General features: G+C 33.7%; 21 protein-coding genes. 18 read left to right on the top strand and 3 right to left on the bottom strand.

Going from position 1 to position 21,375, the window contains the following annotated elements:
* Nucleotides 1-125: 125 nt before the first annotated feature.
* Entirely contained in the window at nucleotides 126-1,874 is a 1,749-nt protein-coding gene (locus C1N55_RS15310) for a methyl-accepting chemotaxis protein (RefSeq protein WP_137729613.1), read from the bottom strand.
* A gap of 253 nt (nucleotides 1,875-2,127) precedes the next feature.
* Between C1N55_RS15310 and C1N55_RS15305 the strand changes: the two genes are divergently transcribed.
* The 12 genes from C1N55_RS15305 to C1N55_RS15250 all read left to right on the top strand — a co-directional run bounded on the left by C1N55_RS15305 (nucleotide 2,128) and on the right by C1N55_RS15250 (nucleotide 13,526).
* On the top strand, nucleotides 2,128-2,577 hold the full coding sequence (locus tag C1N55_RS15305; RefSeq protein WP_137729612.1) for a DinB family protein: 450 nt from the start codon (nucleotides 2,128-2,130) through the stop codon (nucleotides 2,575-2,577).
* 233 nt (nucleotides 2,578-2,810) lie between these two features.
* A complete protein-coding gene (locus C1N55_RS15300) occupies nucleotides 2,811-3,422 on the top strand; it encodes a TetR/AcrR family transcriptional regulator (RefSeq protein ID WP_137729611.1) in 612 nt (203 codons plus the stop codon).
* Nucleotides 3,423-3,460: 38 nt separating this feature from the next.
* A complete protein-coding gene (locus tag C1N55_RS15295) occupies nucleotides 3,461-4,336 on the top strand; it encodes a DMT family transporter (RefSeq protein WP_137729610.1) in 876 nt (291 codons plus the stop codon).
* 252 nt (nucleotides 4,337-4,588) lie between these two features.
* Nucleotides 4,589-5,026, top strand: coding sequence for a DUF4181 domain-containing protein (locus tag C1N55_RS15290; protein ID WP_137729609.1), 438 nt, complete (start codon nucleotides 4,589-4,591; stop codon nucleotides 5,024-5,026).
* Nucleotides 5,027-5,147: 121 nt separating this feature from the next.
* Entirely contained in the window at nucleotides 5,148-6,128 is a 981-nt protein-coding gene (locus C1N55_RS15285; RefSeq protein WP_137729608.1) for an alpha/beta hydrolase, read from the top strand.
* Nucleotides 6,129-6,144: 16 nt separating this feature from the next.
* Nucleotides 6,145-6,816 (top strand): response regulator transcription factor, encoded by a 672-nt coding sequence (locus tag C1N55_RS15280; RefSeq protein ID WP_137729607.1) that lies wholly within the window; start codon nucleotides 6,145-6,147, stop codon nucleotides 6,814-6,816.
* On the top strand, nucleotides 6,813-7,811 hold the full coding sequence (locus C1N55_RS15275; protein WP_137729606.1) for a sensor histidine kinase: 999 nt from the start codon (nucleotides 6,813-6,815) through the stop codon (nucleotides 7,809-7,811). Before C1N55_RS15280 ends, C1N55_RS15275 begins: the two co-directional genes overlap by 4 nt.
* A 152-nt stretch (nucleotides 7,812-7,963) precedes the next feature.
* Nucleotides 7,964-8,362 carry an acyl-CoA thioesterase gene (locus tag C1N55_RS15270; RefSeq protein WP_168193874.1) on the top strand — a complete coding sequence of 133 codons (399 nt, stop codon included), beginning with the start codon at nucleotides 7,964-7,966 and terminating at the stop codon, nucleotides 8,360-8,362.
* Nucleotides 8,363-8,566: 204 nt separating this feature from the next.
* Entirely contained in the window at nucleotides 8,567-9,163 is a 597-nt protein-coding gene (locus tag C1N55_RS15265; protein WP_137729604.1) for a class I SAM-dependent methyltransferase, read from the top strand.
* A 254-nt stretch (nucleotides 9,164-9,417) separates the two neighbouring features.
* On the top strand, nucleotides 9,418-10,470 hold the full coding sequence (locus C1N55_RS15260; RefSeq protein ID WP_137729603.1) for an NAD(P)/FAD-dependent oxidoreductase: 1,053 nt from the start codon (nucleotides 9,418-9,420) through the stop codon (nucleotides 10,468-10,470).
* A 448-nt stretch (nucleotides 10,471-10,918) separates the two neighbouring features.
* Complete coding sequence (locus tag C1N55_RS15255) at nucleotides 10,919-11,809, top strand: helix-turn-helix domain-containing protein (RefSeq protein WP_137729602.1); 891 nt, start codon at nucleotides 10,919-10,921, stop codon at nucleotides 11,807-11,809.
* 139 nt (nucleotides 11,810-11,948) lie between these two features.
* Nucleotides 11,949-13,526 (top strand): putative bifunctional diguanylate cyclase/phosphodiesterase, encoded by a 1,578-nt coding sequence (locus C1N55_RS15250; protein WP_168193873.1) that lies wholly within the window; start codon nucleotides 11,949-11,951, stop codon nucleotides 13,524-13,526.
* A 44-nt stretch (nucleotides 13,527-13,570) separates the two neighbouring features.
* Here C1N55_RS15250 and C1N55_RS15245 read toward each other — a convergent pair whose 3' ends face one another.
* Nucleotides 13,571-13,771, bottom strand: coding sequence for a cold-shock protein (locus C1N55_RS15245; protein WP_036201146.1), 201 nt, complete (start codon nucleotides 13,769-13,771; stop codon nucleotides 13,571-13,573).
* Nucleotides 13,772-14,212: 441 nt separating this feature from the next.
* On the opposite strand from C1N55_RS15245, the gene C1N55_RS15240 reads away from it, so the two are divergent.
* From C1N55_RS15240 to C1N55_RS15220, 5 genes are all read left to right on the top strand, one after another.
* Nucleotides 14,213-14,986: a metallophosphoesterase family protein gene (locus C1N55_RS15240; RefSeq protein ID WP_137729600.1), complete on the top strand. Its 774-nt coding sequence runs from the start codon at nucleotides 14,213-14,215 to the stop codon at nucleotides 14,984-14,986.
* Nucleotides 14,987-15,141: 155 nt separating this feature from the next.
* Nucleotides 15,142-15,588 (top strand): SACOL1771 family peroxiredoxin, encoded by a 447-nt coding sequence (locus C1N55_RS15235; RefSeq protein WP_137729599.1) that lies wholly within the window; start codon nucleotides 15,142-15,144, stop codon nucleotides 15,586-15,588.
* Nucleotides 15,589-15,618: 30 nt separating this feature from the next.
* Nucleotides 15,619-17,607: an ABC1 kinase family protein gene (locus tag C1N55_RS15230; protein WP_137729598.1), complete on the top strand. Its 1,989-nt coding sequence runs from the start codon at nucleotides 15,619-15,621 to the stop codon at nucleotides 17,605-17,607.
* A 511-nt stretch (nucleotides 17,608-18,118) separates the two neighbouring features.
* Nucleotides 18,119-18,862, top strand: coding sequence for a hypothetical protein (locus tag C1N55_RS15225; RefSeq protein ID WP_137729597.1), 744 nt, complete (start codon nucleotides 18,119-18,121; stop codon nucleotides 18,860-18,862).
* A gap of 190 nt (nucleotides 18,863-19,052) precedes the next feature.
* The gene (locus tag C1N55_RS15220) at nucleotides 19,053-19,940 is read left to right on the top strand and encodes a 5'-3' exonuclease (RefSeq protein ID WP_137729596.1); all 888 of its coding nucleotides are present in this window, start codon (nucleotides 19,053-19,055) and stop codon (nucleotides 19,938-19,940) included.
* Nucleotides 19,941-19,968: 28 nt separating this feature from the next.
* On the opposite strand, the gene C1N55_RS15215 is transcribed toward C1N55_RS15220, so the two are convergent.
* Nucleotides 19,969-20,475 carry a C39 family peptidase gene (locus tag C1N55_RS15215; protein ID WP_137729595.1) on the bottom strand — a complete coding sequence of 169 codons (507 nt, stop codon included), beginning with the start codon at nucleotides 20,473-20,475 and terminating at the stop codon, nucleotides 19,969-19,971.
* Between the two features lie 108 nt (nucleotides 20,476-20,583).
* Between C1N55_RS15215 and C1N55_RS15210 the strand changes: the two genes are divergently transcribed.
* Nucleotides 20,584-21,324: a YjjG family noncanonical pyrimidine nucleotidase gene (locus C1N55_RS15210; RefSeq protein ID WP_137729594.1), complete on the top strand. Its 741-nt coding sequence runs from the start codon at nucleotides 20,584-20,586 to the stop codon at nucleotides 21,322-21,324.
* Nucleotides 21,325-21,375: the final 51 nt, after the last annotated feature.

Genomic DNA, 21,375 nt, shown 5'->3' with positions numbered 1-21,375 from the left:
CTAAAAAGAACAAATGCACCGAATCCATTGATTCGATGCATTTGTTTCCACAAGGTTCCAAACACTCTGGAATACCTTAAGTAAAAAGGGTTCTCTTTTATAAAAGTTTTAGAATAACAATACTTTTATAGAGTATACTGCTCCATTAAGGAATTTAATTCGCGATTTAGTTCCGTTAGTTTTTCAGCAGCATTCGCAACATCAGTAATTGCTTTAATTTGCTCATCAATGGAAGAAGCGATTTCCTGTACAGAAGCGGCCGTTTGTTCGGATACACTGGAAGCACTATTTATTCCTTCACCCATCAATTTATTATAGGATGACATTGCGTCCATTTCTTTATTAACTGCTAATATCGATTCTGCTATCTGCTTAACAGAGTCAGACATCTGATTGAATTTAGTTTGTGTTAGAACGACATCATCATTTAGCTTCTTAGCAGTTTTCATTGTTCCTTCAACAGTTTCAACTGTTTTAGTAGTTTCTGAAACAATGGATGAAACTACTCCTTGTACTTGGTGAGTTGCATTTTTGGACTGTTCTGCTAGTTTCCTTATTTCATCGGCAACAACTGAAAAGCCTCTGCCATACTCACCTGCTCTAGCTGCTTCAATACTCGCATTTAATGCCAGTAAATTTGTCTGTTCTGCGATTGTTTCAATTGTTTCCATTACCTGTGTGATTTGATTGATTTTACTATTTAAATTTTTAATTTCATGACTGACTTCTTGTGATGCTGCCAGCGAATCAGTATTTGATTGTTGTAATTGATGAACTATTTCAATTCCCTCGAATGAGAGCTTTTCTGAATGCTTCGTAATGTCATACATAGCTTTACTTTGTTTTTCCATGGTTTGTATAGAATTTGATAATAGCTCTACAGTTTGGTTTATCTTGTCCAAATCATGGGCTTGTTCTTGTGTACCAGTAGCAATTTCGGTAATTGCTCTACCAACTTCTTCACTGCTAGCAGATGTTTCTTCCGAGATAGCTGATAAGTTGGATGCTGAATCCAATAAATGTTCGCTCGTATTTTTAGTTTTTTCGACCAACGTACGTAATTGCTGTGACATTTTATTAAAAGCAGCCCCAAGTTGTCCAATTTCATCACTTGATTCCGGTAGGGTGGTAACAATTATATGGCCATCTGCAATTTTTGTAGATGCCTCTGCTACTTCTTTTAGTGTACTTATTTTCTTCCGAATACTTAAATAAAACACAAGTGAACTTAAAATAATGAGTACGACCGTTGCACCAAGGATGATATATTGTAGAATGTTTAATCCTTCATAAAATTCATCTTGAAAAACAGCAATTCCAATCGTCCAACCCCAAGGCTCAAAGTATTCTGTATAGGCTGTTTTCTCTTTAAAAGAACCATCTGACTGTTTGTCTGAATAAACGACATATCGATCTGGTTCGTTTTGGGACTTGCCGCCTGCAACTATTTTTTCACGATTACTTCTGTTTTGTTCATCTGCAGGAGCTCCACCAACCTTAGTAGGGTGGAGTTGTAAAACCAGATCCTCATCATAAGCTAAAATGTATCCATTTTCTTTGTAAGTAAAACGGGACTTTTGATAATCGTACTCTCCATTTTCATTTACTGGTCCATTTAGAAGGATTCTTGCATGTTCTTTTCCTTCCTCTAGTGTGATTTTACCAGTTTCCACTTCTTCGTTAATCAATTCTAGGGAGGAATAAGCCCCCTTCACAATGCTTTGTAATTCTCTTTGACCTGAATCCAAGAGCTGATTTTTGGCAACAAAATAACTTGTTGAGCCAATAATTACTACTGTCGCAAGAATAATCATTGTGATTAATAGCATTAACTTCCGTGAAATGCTTCGTAACTGTAAATTTTTCTTCTTCATTTGCTTTCCCCCACACTTATATATAGATATATTTCGACAAATATCTACACAATTCAATATGATTAATATAATTTTTTACAGATTTGAATATATTTGAATAAGTAGAGTTTGTATTTACTCTATTTAATGGGAACGAGGAAGTCTTGTTGAATATAAGTCTATTGTTTCCCTCGAATAACATGGAGTTATCTGTAATAAATAGTTGGTGGTAAACCCAATTGGCAAATTTTAAAGATTGGTGGTGCGATTCTCCTTGAGAACGATTCAAAAGATGTATGAGCATTTAAATTGGGCTAACCAACGTATTCTCGTGACATTGCAGTGTATTGAAGAAGAAAATCAAGAGGTGAATCGTTTATTTTCCCATATCCTTTTGGCAGAAAAAGTATGGCTAACCAGAATACAAGGATTGGACAGTTCACGACTACCCATATGGTCGGATGTCAATTTAGAAGTTTGTGCGGATCTTGTTAGACAAAATGAAGGGAGTTTTTCAGCATTTCTTACTAATCTAGCAGAAACAGATTTAGATAAATCAATATCCTATACAAATAGTAAGGGAAAAGAATTCAATAGTTCCATACGTGATATTTTAACTCATGTAGCCTTGCATGGTCACTACCATCGAGGGCAGATTAACTCACGGCTCCGGGTTGATAGTATTGAACCGGTGAATATTGACTTTATTTCATTTGTGAGATAAATGTCCTGCACAAAAAATAAGTGGATACTATTAATATTTTAAAATTTCTAAGAGAAAAGTAACAAGAATAGTACGTATGGTAACAATTGAATTAGTTGAATAAAATAAATAATTTACAAAAAGAATTGACGAGGGTGTGCTAAAATACTAAAATTTAAAAAACGGACAAAATGTCCGTTTTTTTATATACATAGATCGGACATTTTGTCCGTTTAGGTTAGGAGGAATTATATTTGTCTGATAAACATGGTTCTGCTTCAATTAGAACACCGAGAACTGAGATCACAAAAAGAAAAGTGTTAAACGCTGCTAAAGAGCTATTTATTCAAAGTGGTGTTGCAAATGTAAATATGCACCAGATAGCTCAAACGGCTAAGGTCGGCCAGGCAAGTTTGTATAGACAATATAGGAATCTTAGCGATATTTGTGCGGATATAGTCAGTGAAGAGTGTCAGGTATTAATAGATGAAACGCAATATTATTTGAGTAATACAAACAAGAATCAATCCTCATTAGATAAGCTATACCAAGTTATTATTAAGTTTGTAGCTTATCTGGAACCTAGATTGGATTGGGTATGTGAGGTTACAAGAGCTTCTACAAATTATCGACCAATTCAATCACCTCTTTACCAATGGATGAGAAAAATATGTACTCAAATTTTGTGGGAAGCTCTTGAAAAGGGAGAAGTTACAGAACTAGATGTTCCTTTTACAGTTGAAGCAATCTTAGGAACATTAAATAACGTGGATGAACAACTAATCCATCAGGGCTATTCTGTTGAGCGAATCTTGTTAGGCATAAAGCGTCTCTATATTGATGGTTTAGTAAAGAAGCTAAACTAGATATCGATTCATTGATAAATATTTAATTGGAGGCAATCATGAAAAAACCTGTTGGATTACTACTAACAATTTCTATAATAGCTATATCTTTTGCGGCAATCTTTGTAAAGTGGTCGGAGGCACCATCGACAGTAATAAGTATGTACCGTATGTTTTTAGCATGCATTTTATTATTACCAATCATAATCATGAAAAGAAAAGAGTTTGTAAAACTAACGAAAAAGGAATGGTTGTTTTTATTTGTAGCTGGTGTTTTTTTAGCTCTCCATTTCGCATTATGGTTTGAATCTTTAAAATTAACAACTGTAGCTAGTTCCACTATTATACTTTCTTTACAACCAATCATTGCTTTAATAGGAGGATATTTTTTATTTAAAGAAAGAACGAATGTCTTAACCTTATTGACTATAGGAATTTCTATGATAGGAGTTGTTATGGTTGGTTGGGGCGATTTTGCTTTAAATAGTAAGTCAGTGATCATTGGCGATATTTTATCATTTCTAAGTGTAATAGCCGTTGTAGGTTATTTGCTAATTGGACAAAATAATGTAAAGAAAATTTCCCATTGGATCTACAGTTTTTGCGTGTTCTTTTTTGCTGCAATTTCTTTAGCTATCTATAATCTATTGGCAGGTATACCTATTGGTGGCTATGATACACGAGAATGGGGTATTTTTCTGTTATTAGCAATTTTCCCTACGATTGCTCATGTAATATATAATTATTTATTGAATTATGTAAACACAACAACCGTTTCTATGAGCATATTAGGTGAACCGATTGGGGCAACAATTTTAGCTATAATTCTTCTGGGAGAACGCGTCATCGCCTTACAGATTATAGGTGGCTTGATTGTATTATTAGGAGTGTTTTTATTTTTAATGCTACAAAGAAAAATAACTGTAGAAGAATAACCGGAGCTGACAAAATAAGAATAATTATTTTAAAAAAAGAGAGGTACCACCAATCATCAACTAAAATAGGAATTCAGTTGTTTCTAAGACATAGGACAATTTAATAATATGGCGCATTTCCAATATAATGGATTTGCGCTTTTTAAGGTTCCATTTTCTTGGAAATTGGTATTGTTTAGATGAAGGACATTTGAAATAATTAATATTATTAGTTATAAAATTAAAGATTGATTGATAGGCGGTGAATTGTTCATGGAGAGTATTTTCTTAAAATTAATTGTAGTGCTATCTATTTTTGGGCTTTTTCTTTTTTTATTTAATAAAGCTTTACGAAAATGGCTTAATGTCGAAAAGAGAAAGTTTTTTTCTTATGGCCATGTGAATGAAAAACATACGAAGATAGATTGGGCAATTAGAATCGTTTTTATTGCTATGATGATTATGGGTATTTTCATTAATATCACTCGTGATCCTCTTGACCGTATTTGGTATTTAGAAACATATAATCTTTTGTTTGTTTGTATCTTTATAACTGAAATAGTTAGAGTAATGATGGAAAAAAGATATGCAGAAAACAAAAATGATTATATCTTCACAGCTATTCAATTAGTGATACTAGCCATTTTTTTACTTATAGTTTTTTCGACTGATTTTTTTGGATTATTGAACAGTGAAGAATTCCTTTATTAAGTAATCTGGCGCTCTCTAGAATTAGGAAAGATTTGAAGCACAGAAAAAATAATGATCAAAAGTTAATTAGAAATTTATATTTTTATCATATCCTTTCAATATAACTTGAAAGGAGCAGTCTATGAAAAAGATTTTGGAAATATTAAAGAAATTAATCGTTTGGTTCATTGCCATTATCTTGCTTGTAGTAGTATCAGTTTGTATTTACCATAATGTTCAACTAAGTAAGGAATCAAAGTTACTTAAAGGTGAGGGAGCAATCGTTCAGATTAATAGTAAAAATTTGAATGTCTATCATGAGGGCGACGGAGAGGATACATATGTATTTATGTCTGGATCTGGAATTGCTGCACCAGTTTATGAAATGAAAGGGCTATATAGCAAGTTCTCGAAAGAAAATAAGATTGCCGTCGTTGAAAGAGCGGGATATGGATTCAGCGATGTTTTTGACGATGATCGAGATATCGATACAATATTGGAACAAACAAGACAAGTGCTAATTCAAAGTGGCAATAAACCGCCGTATATATTGATGCCACACTCATTATCAGGGATTGAGGCTATCTACTGGGCTCAAAAATATCCAAGTGAAGTAAAGGCAATTATTGCTTTGGATATTGGTTTACCTCAACAATACGTAACGCACAAAATGAACGTGATTGATCAATGGACAGTAAGAGGCATGAATTTATTAACGAAAATTGGTTTGCATCGGCTTGTTCCTTCTGCTACTTTCAATCCTGAAGTCACTCGGCAGTCTTTTTTATCTGAAGAAGAAAAAGAAATCTATAAAGCATTATCCTATAAACAATTTTTTAATGATGATATGGAGCAAGAACTTTTACGGGCTGACGAAAACAGTAAAAAATCAATTAATCTTCCGGTACCAAAAGAAACACCTATTTTATTTTTAGATGCAATTGCTGACCAACATAAAAACTCTAGATATACAAAACAAAAAAACGAAGATTATAAAGAATTTGCAGAACAGCTAGAAATAGCGGATGTCCAAATAATTAGAGGTACACACAGCATTTATTTATACGAACCGGAAGAGATTTATAAGCTTTCCATAGAATTTATCAATAAAAAATTGAAATAATAGAAAGGCCTTTGTCATGAAAGGATATAATATTTTAATTGTTGAAGATGATTTAATGATTGGTGATTTACTGCAAAAAATTTTACAACGTGAAGCGTTCAATGTATGCTGGCAAACTGATGGAAAGGAAATACTGGATCTTATTCATAAGATGGATCTAGTAATAATGGATATAATGCTGCCGGGTGAAGATGGCTATCAAATTTCAAAGAATATTAAGAAACTAGGGTTAAACATTCCAATTATTTTCCTATCTGCCCGAAATGATATGGATAGCAAACTGCAGGGTTTGACAATTGGAGAGGATTATATGACAAAGCCTATTGATCCTAGGGAGCTTCTACTAAGAATGAAGAAAATGCTGGAAAATCATTATGGTACTTTTACGCAAATCAAACACTTATCTATTGATGCTGACCATAGAAGGGTTTTCAGTAATAGTTTGCATAATGAAGTTATGCTCACGGCAATTGAGCGTAAAATTTTTTTCTATTTATATGAAAATAGAGATAGAATTCTAACGAAAGAACATTTCTTTGACTATTTGTGGCAACTGGAAGATCGAAATCAAAATATCTTGAATGTACATATCAAAAAAATACGAACAAAGATCAATGATAAAAATGGTGAAATTATTCAAAATGTATATGGAGAAGGGTATAGATTAAATACCTATATAAAGAAATGAGTTTAAAAAAGAAATATCAATTATTATTATTTTCAGCTATTATCAGCGTACCAGTAGTACTATTAGCGATTAGTGTTCTGATGTCTATAATCTATAATATTGCTTTTAAAACGAAGAATAATGGTATTCCATTCCATGAATCTTTTGCATATCCTACGATGCTAGTCGTATTTATTTTATCACTATTAATTTTAGCTTTCTTATTTTCAAAGTCGATTAATGCACTATTAAATAAAATAAATATACTGAATGAAACCATTCGAAAATTAGCGAGTGACGAAAAGATTCCGAACACATTGGACGTTCAAAGCAATGACGAAATAGCGGAACTAATTAAGTCGGTAAATCTATTAATTGAGCGAACAACCTATCGAGAATTGGAACTTAAACAACAGAGGGAAATCAAAAAAGAACTCTTAAATAAATTAAGGCATGATATCAATACACCGTTAACCGCTGTGAGATTACAATTATTTTATTTGGAGGGTCAATATAATGATCAAACACCAATACTCGAATCACTATATCAACAAATAGATTATATTGCTGATTTAACGAATGAATTTAATTTACATTCTACGGATACACTTGAGGATTCATATATTTTAAATGAAGAGGTAAATATAGGTAATTTATTAGAAACTATGGTAAAAAAGTGGGATTATTTGTATAGTATTCATTCTATTGAATTAATATATCGTCCGTTAGATGAAGAATTGGTTTGGACTAGCAACGAACTATGGCTCCAAAGATTATTTGATAACATCTTCCAAAATGCCTTAAAACATTCAAAAGCTAAAAAACTTGAAGTAATCGTTGAGGAAAAGTGCGTATCTATTAGAGATAATGGAATTGGATTCGATATTACAAGTAAAAATGAGGGCCTAGGATTAAAAATAATCGAGGATATAGCAAGGATCCTCCATATAAAGTATTCTTTACAATCAAATAGGAATGGGACTTTGTTTTATTTTACTATCGAAAAAAATGAATGAAGCACGCTTTTAGACTAAAACGCCATACAAACTCCTGGAAGTCTAAAAGAGAGGAATCAATTTATTGTATCAATTAGTAAAAAAGAAGTAATCTTCATCCTTTTTACATAGTATCTTATACTATCGTTGACGAAGGGAGAGATTTGGATAAAATGAACTCAATAACAGAAATCGTAGTAAAAGAAGAGGATATTGATAGTTTAGGACATGTGAATCACATGATTTATCTCCAGTATCTCCAGGCTGGCAGGACAGACTGGTTTAAGAAGACGGGGTTATCGTTCGAGAAATTAAACAAAAGAAATATAGAGTCTGTTGTACTAAAATTAGAGATTCTGTACAAACAGGAAGCCAAGGTAGATGAACGTTTAATCGTTAAAACTATACCTTTGCGTTTGGGGAATACGAGCTTTGTCTTTGAGCAAAAGATTCTAAATCAGAGAGAAGAAGTTATAACCGAAGCAACTGTGACAGAGGTTATGTTTGACTTGATAACGAGAAAGTCAAGACCAGTAGTCGACGAAATTATTCTTGGGTTCCAAAAGGAATAGGTTGGTGGAGAAGGCGGTGAGCTGCCTCGAAAGGTTTTCGGCATTCATGGATAGGCAAATGGTCGATTTTCTACAATAAATCAGTTCTTTTCACTCCCAAAAAACTTCTAATGGCGGTTTTGTAAGTGTCTAATTGCCCCTTAAGGTTTTGCATTTGCTATAATGACCACAATGTAACATTTTTAAAGATTAGGGGAGCAGGATATGGAAAATAACGTTTTTGAACAGATGGCCAAAAGATATGATACAGTAGAAAGAATTGAATTAGCTAAAGTGATCGTTAAGGAAGTAAAATCCGAATTGCAAAATAGTAAATCGAAATCCTTGATGGATTATGGGAGTGGTACTGGTTTAATTAGTTTAGAATTATGTACGTTAGTAGATTCTATTTTATTGGTCGATTCATCAGAACAAATGTTGGAGGTAGCGAAAGCTAAAATTTCTCATAAAGGAATTACCAACTCAAAAGTGCTTTTCTCAGATTTTACTCAAGAAACTCCTAAACTTAAGGCAGATATTATTTTAATGTCATTAGTCCTTCTTCATATTCCGGACACTAAAAAAATCTTGCAAGAATTGTTCAACATATTAAATGATGATGGAAAACTAATCATTATTGATTTCGACAAGAACGATCAGATAAATCATCCGAAAGTGCATAACGGCTTTACGCATGATGAACTTGATAAAACTTTAACCGAAGTCGGATTTAAATCGATTGACATTAAGACTTTCCATCATGGAAATCGCATTTTCATGAATCAAGATGCTTCCATGTTTATCGCCAGTTGCATTAAATGATTTTTAGTATTTGCAGTCCTCGTTCACCGATCATGGTTTTGTATACAAAATTAATAAATAGTCGCTCCCGTTAGGTAAGCAGAGTATTTCTGCTTAACTATCAGGAGCTTTTTTATTTGGTGAACCAACGAATAATCATATGAATTGATTTATTTGCATAATTGTTATTGAAATTGATTATCATTATCTATATTATTGTAAGTAATGAGAATAGTTATCGGTGTTGAGATAGATGGGAATTTCAGGAGGTTAACATGGAGTTATATGACGTAACAATAATTGGTGGCGGTCCAGCTGGTTTATATAGTGCTTTTTATAGTGGCTTACGTAGTATGAAAACGAAAATTATCGAGGTACAGCCTGTTTTGGGTGGAAAGGTGAATATTTATCCTGAAAAGGTACTGTGGGATGTAGGTGGGCAGCCACCAATGCAAGCACAGCTATTTGTTAAAAATTTAGTCAACCAAGCGAACACATTTTCACCAACAATCTGTTTAAATACGAAAGTGGAAAAAGTCGAAAAGAAAGATAATATTTTTGTCATTTCAACGAATTCGGGTGAAGTCCATTATTCAAAAACAATCGTTGTCGCTGTAGGTGGAGGTATTTTAAGTCCTATTAAGCTTGAAATCGAAGGCGCAGAGAAATATGAAATGTCGAACTTACATTATACGATTTTAGGGTTGGAACGTTTCCGCAATAAAAAGGTACTTGTATCAGGTGGCGGGAATGGAGCAATTGACTGGGCAGTGGAGCTCTTATTTGTCGCGAAAGAAGTAGTTGTTATTTATCGCAAGGACCAACTAACAGCCCATGAATCTCAAGTTGATAAACTAAAAGAGCATGGTGTTCAAATTATGCTGAATTCGGAAATTAAATCCGTCGTTTCGAATGACAGTAAAACGGCGATTGAAAAAGTGGTCATCTCCCAAAATGGGGAAACGCATGAACTAGAGGTTGATGATGTACTAATAAGTCATGGCTATAATCGTGAGGTATCATTGACGTTTGCAGAGGATATTAAACCGATACGTAAAGATGATTACTACTTAGTTAGCTTGGGACAGTGTAAAACATCTGTACCGGGAATTTTCGGTGCTGGCGATATTGTTACTTATGACGATAAAGTAAATTTATTGATCGGTACATTCCAAGATGCAGTACTGGCCGTTAATAACGCGAAGAAGTATATCGACCCAAAAGCCGATCAATATGGGATGGTTTCTTCACATAACGAAAAATTTGCCGAGAAAAACAAAGAGCTTTTAGAAGAACTATTTTGTAAAGCTGAACCTAGTAGTGTTTAACTCTAATACTAATCAACAAAAAGATAGGAAGATACAGTTATATATACATAAAAACCACGTTATGCATTTAGATAGCGTGGTTTTTATGTTATATATATAATGAAGGTAAGGAAAATTATAGTAATAAAAAAATCCTCCAGAAAAAGGAGGAATAACAATTACAGACTGGTTGATAAAAGGTAGAAAACATAAGGAAAATATAAAAGATAGAATAAAAAATAATGGCTAATTACTCGTATCCTATTAACCAAGCCATAGGTTTAATTACTGGAGTAGTAGAGATAAGAATTGCAGTAGCTATTACTGTTAATTTAATGATATTAAAAGTCTTTTTCATAGTTTTTCATTCCTTTCTTTAGATATTTAATATAATGAAATTGTACTAAAAAGAGTTAAAATAAGGTTAATATGTAAACTATATTATACATAAAAGTGAGGGGGATTTATAATGGAAATAGGGCAGGTTATAAAATATATCCGTACAAATAAAAAAATTACTCAACAAGAATTAGCGACTGCGATTGGCATGACGCGTCCCTATATTGCGCGGATTGAATCTGGTAAGAATAGTATCTCCTCAGATAAACTAACAGAAATTCTAGAATATTGTAATGTTACCTATAATGAATTTTTCTACATAAAAAACGATTATACTAAATCATCCAAAATGAATGAATTTAATAGAGTAATCGAATTGTACTATGCCAATGACATGGAAGAAATATCAAAAATTAAAAACAGAGTTAATGAGCAATATAAAAAGAATGGGGATATTTTCTTAAGGCATTTATATATACTGTGCCATTGTATAGAGAACGACTTGGATTCATCTAAAGTTAAAGATGAATATATTAAGGAAATTACAGATTACTTATTAAGTATGGACGAGTGGTGCTATCATGAATTGGCTATTATGAATAATTTTATCCTCTTGTTCCCCCCGGAAACTGCTTTTTTAATGACAAAGAACTTATTAAATCGTGCAGATAAATATAAAGGCTTAAACTTGGATAAAAATATGCTAAGTTATATATTCTTCAATCTTTTAGAATGTAGTTTTAAATACGAGGGCTATCAGTATTCGAAAATAGTCTTGGATGCAACCAAAAAATATTATAAGAAAGTTTCTGATTTCTTCGAGCAAACATTAATAATCTATTATGAAGGAATGCTCGATATAGTTGAAAATTCCATCCCACAAGGAAAAGAGAAATGTAACCGGGCATTCACGATTTTTCACACCTTAGGACATGAAAGTATTTATCAGAAATATAAAGCGGACTTAGAAGAATTATTGAAAAAAGTTGAAAATAAAAATTCAATAACTGAAGAAGTATAAAATAGTGTACAAAAAATCAAAACCCCCCATAAGTACGATTAAATAAAAAGTAACTACTAAGAAAATTTTATCATTCCAAAATACCTAAGAAGTTCTTGGGATGATTTAGTTATTTTGATTTAAAAATGGGGGGTTGATGATGAATATTTATTCTTACCTGCATCGGAAAAATATAGTATATGTAGCGCTTGGCTTAATATTCCTAGCTTTTGTAAGTATTCTTATTTTTTCTAAAGAGAATTCACTTTCCAATAATATATTTTTTTCAATTGTGATTATGATACTGTTCTATTTAGCAACTTGTGTAAAATTCATTTATGAAGATACGATAAAAACTTTACGTGAAGCGGAACAAAAATTAACTGTTTCAGAAAAAGAGAAGTATTTTATGTCTTATTATGATGAAGTTACAAAGCTTCCTAATGAACGTTATTTAATAGAAAAAATTTATAAGAATTTAGAAATTAGTATCTCAGACAAAGCACTATTGGTATTTGAAGTAGATCGCTTAACTACCATTAAAAGCTCTTTAGGTTCTTTTTATACAAATCGTATGCTTGAACTAATCACAGAAAGATTGCAGAATCAATTTCCAGACTATATTATCGGGAAATTGAAAGAAGATCAATTTGTCATCTTAAGTGATAGAAAAAATGAAAAGGAAGCTTTTCTTACTCTGTGTAAACAGCTAATGGAATTGATGGAGCAACCGTTTTGCATCCAGCACTTTTCTCTTAACATTACAGTCAATATAGGATGTGCCTATTACCCTGAGAATGCAAAAAATGCAGAGGACCTTATTAAATGTGCTCAATTTGCTATGTATGAAGCGAGAAAGGTTCCTGAACAATGTATTTTTTATGAGCCAGCAATGTCATGTATACGAGAAGAACAGCTGATGTTAGAAAATGATTTATATAAAGCCATTCAAAATAATGAATTATTTCTTCAATATCAACCACAGTTAAAATTAAAAACAAAGCATGATATCTCGATGGAAGCTCTTGTGCGTTGGAATCATCCTAAAAAAGGTCTGATTCCACCTTCTGCGTTTATTCCGATAGCAGAAGAATCAGGATTGATTGTTCCTATAGGGAAATGGGTTCTGGAAACAGCCTGTAAACAAACAAAAGTACTGCAGGAAACCTTGGGGCAGCCTGTGAATGTTGCTGTGAATCTTTCTCTTCGCCAGCTTTTCCATGAAAACTTTGTTCAAGTAGTGAGTTCCATTTTAGAAGAAACAAAATTGCCACCAGCAAGCTTACAGCTGGAAATCACGGAAACAATGACAATGGATAAAAACTTTTTATTGCCAATCCTTCATGATCTAAAAGCATTAGGTGTCACGATTGCTTTAGACGATTTTGGAAAAGGCTATTCATCCCTTTCTTATTTAAAGGACTTACCAATTGATTGTTTAAAAATTGATCGGGATTTTGTCAATAATATGAGTGAAAGCGAGCATGAACCTTTAGTGGACCTGATTATTTCCATGGCAAAGCATTTAAATCTAAATGTGGTAGCTGAGGGAGTAGAAACAATGGAGCAATTCAATTATTTAGTGAATAGTGAATGTGATGCGGTACAAGGCTATTTAATCAGTAGACCCAATAATTTTGAGAGAATTATTAATAATTGTAACCGCCTGGAGAAAAACACTCTACAATGTGAAACGCAGTCGGGGTATTACAGTTTAATCAAGCAAATATTCAATTGAAAAAAGGGCAACCTCTTAATAGAGATTGCCCTTTGAGCTTCAAATTAAAGTTTAGTTACGTTAGAAGCTTGTGGTCCACGGTTTCCTTCTTCAACTGAGAATTCAACTTTTTGACCTTCTTCTAAAGTTTTGAAACCGTCGCCTTGGATTGCAGAGAAGTGTACGAATACATCGTTTCCACCTTCAACTTCGATAAATCCAAAACCTTTTTCTGAGTTAAACCATTTTACTGTACCTTGTGTCATATTAATAGACCTCCAAAAAATTTAATCAATAACCAATTACTTCAAAAACTATAAAAAAATTCACACATTACAAAAAGTACCGAACGTTCACGATTACTTTTTGTAACATGTGAATTCATTAGATATGAAGCAATATAATTATTATAAGCTTTATTATACAAGGTAATTACAGGATTGTCTAGAGATAAATAAAAAAAGAAATATTACTTTAAAAATCAGGTAGATTATTATGCCTAATGAAGCTTATAGAAAGGGAATAAGTTAAAGAATATCAAATTTTCTTCTTAAATATGCAGAAAACTCCTTTTCTTATAGATATAAAAAATTTTCCAACTGAATATGATATAGTATGAATAGAATGAATAATGAGACAAAAATTAGCTTTTTAAGTTTATCTAACAATGAGTAAGAAGTTTGTTTATGTAAATGGGGTGTGTGTAATTGGATAAGGTTTTCGTAATTGGTGATATACATGGTTGTTACAGTTTGCTGGAATCCCTTTTAACCAAATGGAATCCGGAGGAAGAACAACTAGTTTTCCTTGGGGATTATGTAGATCGGGGACCAGAGAGTTTAAGGGTATTACAAAAAGTCATCCAACTAGCACAGGATTATGATGTGGTGACCTTGAGTGGAAATCATGAGCAATTATTTTTGGGGTGGCTTGATAAACCAGAAGAGGTATCCGAATATTATTTTAATCCAAAGGTTGGGGGAGCAGCTACTGTTCAAAGTTTTTACAATGATCCCGCTTTTAATATTGCCACAACAAATTTTTCTGTAAAAGAGATGACAGCTAAAATTCAAAAAGAGCATTCTAAGATTATTGAGTTTGTGAAGGGGTTAAGACGTTTTTATTTATGGGGACCCTTCCTATTTGTGCATGCAGGAATTTCTTCTGTTGTAGAGAATTTCCGAGATACAAAGGAAGAGGATTTTTATTGGATTCGAGAAGAGTTTTATAATGTCCCACATAAAGCAAAAGAAATTGTCGTATTTGGACACACACCGACAGTTCTATTAAATGAAGATAAATCAAGTGACATCTGGATTTCATCTTGCCAAAGGAAGCTAGGAATAGATGGTGGAGGGGCCATCTTTGAAAGAGGCCAACTTCACGGAGTCGTGTTCACAATAGGTTCAAAAGAGATTACCATACACTCAGTTGGCTTAATGACAGAGTTAACAACAAAAACTATAGAGTTGGATTTTTAGTAGAGCACAGTAACTTCTCAGCATATCAAGATAGAGCAGTAATGGGTTAGGATTCACTTAGGTGGGTCCTTTTTTTCATTTCTCCGGAATTATAGTTTTTAGTTTTCATCCTATCGTGTAGAAATGGTATAGTTAGGAGAGTGAGGTGGAAGGAAATGTCTAATAAAGTTGAACATATTTTTAAGCTTCAAACAAGCTGGGATGGTGGAAGAAATGATTCGAGTGAAATACACTGCGAGAATCTAAAATCCACGATATCAATCCCACGCGAGATGGATGGTCCCGGTATAGGAACGAATCCCGACGAATTACTTTTAAGTGCAGCAGCTAGCTGTTATATCATTTCGTTGGCTGCGATGCTGGAACGTTCAAATGTTAAAGCTCGTTTAGTTCTTCAATCAGATGGAATTGTTCAGGTGGAAAATAATATTTTTACATATAAACAAATCATTCATCATATCGAGATTTTCCTGCAAGATGGTAGCGATTCAAATAAACGTATTGCTAGAAGATTAGCCCTAAAAGCAGAAGAAACCTGCATGATTAGTAAAGCGTTAAAAGGGAATGTAGAAATTACTGTAGATTGCAAGATCGCACAGTAGAAATTGACAGAGAGAAAGCGAGTGTAGGGAATGACAATTATTAAACCAATCCTTCTAATATTACTCGTGGCCGTTTTTACTTTTTTTATAAGTGGTCGATTGATAGGAGCGAACGTCAATCTTTTTAAACGAGTCTTGTCGGTTGTCATAAGTGTTACTTCTACAACCTTCATCTACTGGTATACGTACCTAAAGGGGAAAGAATATTCTTTTGATACGGTTAATAGTGTTGTCAATGTTACGACTCTATTGTGGATTGGCAGTATGCTACTCATTTCCATGCTGATCTATTTATTATTTGAACTTTTTGATCCGATTGCATTTGATGAAAAATCAGGCAGGCACAATGGAAAAAAATCCTTTTTCAAAAAATTACTTGGCTATTGGCGACACCAAAAAAGATTACGGACTGTAGTCAAAATTGCTGTCACAAACGGGATTACAAGAACGGTGAAATATGCTAGGAATCGTGATTCTGACCGTGAGTTGGCAGTAGCATTACGTGAAACACTTGAGCAATGCGGTGGGATTTTTATTAAATTTGGGCAAGTACTGTCAACCCGAAAAGAATTATTTTCGCCAATATTTATAGAAGAACTTGAGAAATTGCAACAAAATGTCAATACATTATCTGAGAATCAAGTACATGAAATTCTAAAACAAAATCTGCGTGGTGAAGTAGATGAAGTATTTTCCTATTTTAATATAACACCAGTTGCAGCTGCCTCTATTGGCCAGGTACATAAAGCGGTATTACGAAAAACGAATGAACAAGTTGTAGTTAAGCTATTACGTCCAGATGTAAAAGATATTATGCGCGAAGATTTAAGTATCCTAATCGAATTTGCCAATTGGATTACAAGTAAATCACAATGGGCAGAAAGTTTAGGCTTTCGAGATTTAGCTGAAGGGTTTGCGTCTTCCTTAAGGGAAGAGATTGACTTTAATATAGAAGCTCGCAATATGACGCAAATCAGTAATGTTATGGAGAAAAGTGATTTAAGAGTAAATATTCCCAAGGTTTATGAGGAATTTAGCAATGAAAATATCTTAGTGATGGACTTAGCTCAAGGTGTAAGTGTCGCTAATTTACCTCAAGAAAGAGTGACGAGTCGTCATGATATCGCGGAAACTTTACTTTTTTCCTATTTGGAACAAGCCTTAGTTTCAGGAATCTTCCATGCCGATCCACATCCTGGGAATATTTATTATGATAGTGCAACAAAAGAAATCACTTTATTAGACTTTGGAGCAGTTTGCCGATTATCTGCTTCACAGCAAGAAGGGTTAAAGTTATTTTTCATTGGTGTCCAAAAAAGTGACGCTTCGATTCTATATGACGGTATATCGCTATTGGTCAAGAAGCGGAATGATGTCGACCGTGGAGAATTGGAACAAGCTATTAGTCAAATCCTATTGAAGATTTCGTATGTAGAAAGAATTCGAACAGACGAGATTGTTTACTCGATTTTCTCGGTGATACGGGATTTTGGATTGCAATTCTATCCGTCTGTCAGTCTGGCATTGAGGGTCATTGTTACATTAGATGGTACATTGCGGATCATTGACCGTAACTTTAACATCTTTGAGGAGGCTAAAATCTTTTCGAGTAGTTTCTTAAAGCTAACATTGAAAAAGCCTTTCAAAGAACCACTTGCAACAAAAGAAAGAATGGAAGAGGAATTAGCATTACTCTTGCCAAATCTGCGGAAAATTCCTCGCAGGGTTGACCAGCTGTTTAAACGAGTTGAGGATGGAAAGGTCATCTTGCATCACGATATTTTCTCCGATAAGAACAACTCAAAATTCATTACCCAGCTGTTTTCTAGATTCGTACTACTCTTTGTCGGCATTACGTTTGGCGTAATTTCAGTTGCCTTACTTGCCATCTCTCAAGTAGTTCACACAGCATATGCTATTTATTTAAATATCGCCGCATATTTTGGTCTGTTTTTATGTGCTATTTTACTCGTTCGTCTATCAATTCAAGCAATCCGAGATATGAAACAAATTGAATAGAAGTTGCCCTTTTCTTTTTAGAGAAGGGTTTTTTTGTTTTAAACATTTATTTCCTTTTTAGGATTATAAATGAAGTTTGTTGTCAATAATTAGGTAAATGAAAGCAAGATTAGAAACTATTAATTTACTCTAGTATTTAAACTGATATGGAGATTTTAGAAAGGAGAGTTAGGAGAAAATCTTGTCTATTGTATTTAATTTTGCACGTGCATTAAATTATTTTTTTAAAACATCAAGGAATTGAGATTCATTTTGTTTTCATAAGATAAAGTTTCATTTTATCTAGCGTTATGCAGATAGTCATTTATTACCAAGGAAATATTTCGTTGGAAAATAAAAAGGTGATTGTTATCTTAAAATAAAAATATAATGAGAAAATAACTTATGGCTCCATGGATAGTGAAACTAGTAATAATTAAAATGCATATTTTTAAAATGAAAATAATATAAAAAATAATAGATAACTTTCACGGGAATGTTCAGAAAATAGATGATCGAAGGAGTGTAGTCAATGCTGCAAATCAGTAGAAAATTATTTGCTCTGCCATTTAATCAAGTTTTTTTCCAAGAATCAAAATATGGTAGTCGATATGAACCGAAAATTATTTGTTATACTCATGTATTAAAACCAAGTCGTAAACTACAGGCAAAGAAAACCGTCCATATAAATTTAAGAAATGGTGAGTCTACTCTATATAATCGAATGTCCGATCACGTTATTAATTTGTTAGATGAGATCCAGGAAGAGAACTGGACAATTACAAGGTTTGATCATCCATCTGATCAAGATATTGAAGAATTTCAACAATTATATAATTCAAATGCTATACAAAAGGAAGCAAGAAAACTGAACAGGTTTGACTTGCAAACACTAAAGCTCTTACGGGACCAAGGTGGCCTAGTTATTACCAAAATTGAAAATGAACATAAAGATACCGAATATTATCGGGTTTATGTTACTGGTAAAGAAATGGTCATGGCGTTATATGATAATGGACAAGCATTACAATCGGACAAATTAAGTAAAAGTGCAAATTATTTTTTATGCTGGGATAATATGAAGTATTTTGGAATGCAAGGATATCGAATTTATGATTTTGGTGATATTAAGGATTCGACTCTTTTAGAAGAACTAAAAGAAAACTTTGGAGGGAAGATGGTAACGGTCTTCTCAGGCTACGTCTCAACATCTCCTATTAGTCAATTGCTTCTACAATTTAACTTAAGAGGCTTGAAAAAAAGATTAAGCTATTAGGAGCTAATCCATTCCATTTTAAGCTGTTGGGTATTTGCAAAGTTGAGACATCAACTCAACCTGCTAAAGGCGAGTTAAGATTTTTACCTAGAAAAAAGTTCAATATGAATTAATTAACAATTGAATTGTCATCTCATCTGGCAATAGTTTTGTTATAATAAGAACACTAGATTTAGAGAGGATTTTTCAGATGACAAATAAACCACATCTTTTAATAGTGGATGGAATGGCTCTATTATTCCGTTCTTTTTTTGCCTCTAGTGCGATGGGGCATTATATTCGTTTGGCAGATGGAACACCGACCAATGGGGTTCAAGGATTTGCCCGCCATGTTTTAACTGCTCAATCAATTTATAACCCTACCCATCTTGCCGTTTGCTGGGATATGGGCGCACAAACCTTCCGAAATGAAATTTTTGATGGCTATAAAGCAAATCGTCCTGCACCACCAGAAGAAATGCTGCCTCAATTCGATATGGCGAAAGAAGTATCAGAGATGATTGGCTGGCAAAACTTTGGGGAAGTCGGTATGGAAGCTGACGATATGATTGGCTCAATGATCGAAAAATGGAAGGATGAAGCTTCCATTACGGTCATCTCAGGTGACAAGGATTTACTTCAATTATTAAATCCCTCTACACAAATTGCCTTCACAAAAAAAGGATATTCTGAATACGACGTCTATACAGAAGAACGTTTCAAAGAAGAATACTTAATTGAACCTTACAAGTTTGCGGATGTAAAGGCCTTTATGGGTGACTCAAGTGATGGTTATCCCGGAGTGAAGGGTATTGGTCCAAAAACTGCGTTACAGCTAATCCAAAGTTACGGATCTATCGATGGGGTATTGGAGAATTTAGCTGTACTAAAACCAGCCCAACGTAATAAAGTAAGCGAGAACCTAGAAATGTTGAAGCTTTCACATCAGTTAGCTAAAATTCAAAGAGATATGCAGATTGATGCTAACTTAGAAGAGCTAATTTTGAAGGATTATGCGCAAGAAACTTTTTCACGTCTTAATGACAGAGGGTTAAGCTTAATTGCGAAACATGCACGTTCTTTATATTCATTAGTTTAAATTATTAGAGCCAGGGTGATTTTGGGGATCACTTTGGCTCTATTTTTACGAAGCTTAATACTTTGTGGTTATCGGCAAAGCGAACTTTTCTGATTTGGCTTTCACGATTTCGTCCACCGTTATCATGGAGGATTAAATAAAGCTCATCATCCTGGATGAGATAACCGATTAATGGAACCCAGTGGTAGTTGAAAGTGGGTTTTGCCAACCATTGAAACGTGAAGTGTTTATCAAATTTCATGGCAACCGGTCTTCCAGCCTCAAGTTCTTTCAGGCTTTCAGCTAGTGTGCAGCGAGATACATTCCATTTGGGACCTAAGAGTTTTCTTAAATTTTTAATCAGTCGCCATCTAAATAGACCGATTTTAGTTCCACCTAGAAGTTTGTATAGGTCATTGATATTTTTAGCTTGCTGATAGTTATGGTAATTTAAAATGACAAATACTGTAGTAGGGCCACAAGCAGAGTTCTGATATCGTGGGCTAATGTCTTTGTTATATTGGGAGATTCCTTGTACATTTAGTTGAACTTTCATATCTTCACCTCACACCTTCTTACTATTATCATATGGGATATGAAGTATTGTGTACAAATGAATGCTATAATTTTATAAGAGAATTTTAAAAAAGAATAGGAGAGCACAATGGGACAATATAAAACTTTGTTATTTGATTTAGATGATACTCTGCTGGACTTTGGGGCTTCGGAGGAAGTCGCCCTCCAAAACCTATTTAACGATCAACAGTTTACATTAACACCCGACATTAAAGCGAATTACAAAAAAATAAATGAGTCATTATGGAAGGCATATGAAAATGATGAGATGGACCGGGATGAAGTTGTAAATAAGCGATTTGCTCTATTATTCGAACAGTATGGCATCAATGTGGACGGTGTGGCTTTGGAGAAAAACTACCGAAGATATCTTTCGGAAGGTCATCATTCAATAGAGGGAGCATTGGATTTAATTCAAAGGCTGCATACTGAATTTGATTTATATATTGTGACAAACGGTGCTTCACCCACACAGCAAAAACGCTTAAAGGATTCAGGTCTAGATCCGTATTTTAAAAAAGTATTCGTTTCAGAGGATACAGGCTATCAAAAACCGATGAAAGGCTTTTTCGACTATACTTTTTCTCACATCGAAAATTTAGATTTGAGTAAAACGTTAATCATCGGAGATTCCTTTAGTGCTGACGTGACAGGCGGCTGGAATGCCGGAATCGACACTTGCTGGGTTAACATTAAGGAACAAGTGCGTCTTAGCACTGAAATTATACCTACCTATGAAATCCGCAAGCTAGAGGAAATATACGGGATCTTAGGGATTGAAAGAGAAACTGACGGTTGGGAGAGTTTATTGCGAACGGCCATGAAATAAAATTGAAGAATCATCTAGTAGTTGTGGTTATTGAACGAAAGCTGGAGGGGA

This window comes from Lysinibacillus sp. SGAir0095 (assembly GCF_005491425.1).
GTDB lineage: Bacteria > Bacillota > Bacilli > Bacillales_A > Planococcaceae > Ureibacillus.
The sequence above is the reverse complement of the archived record's forward strand: the minus strand, read 5'-3'. Positions and strand labels throughout refer to the sequence as shown.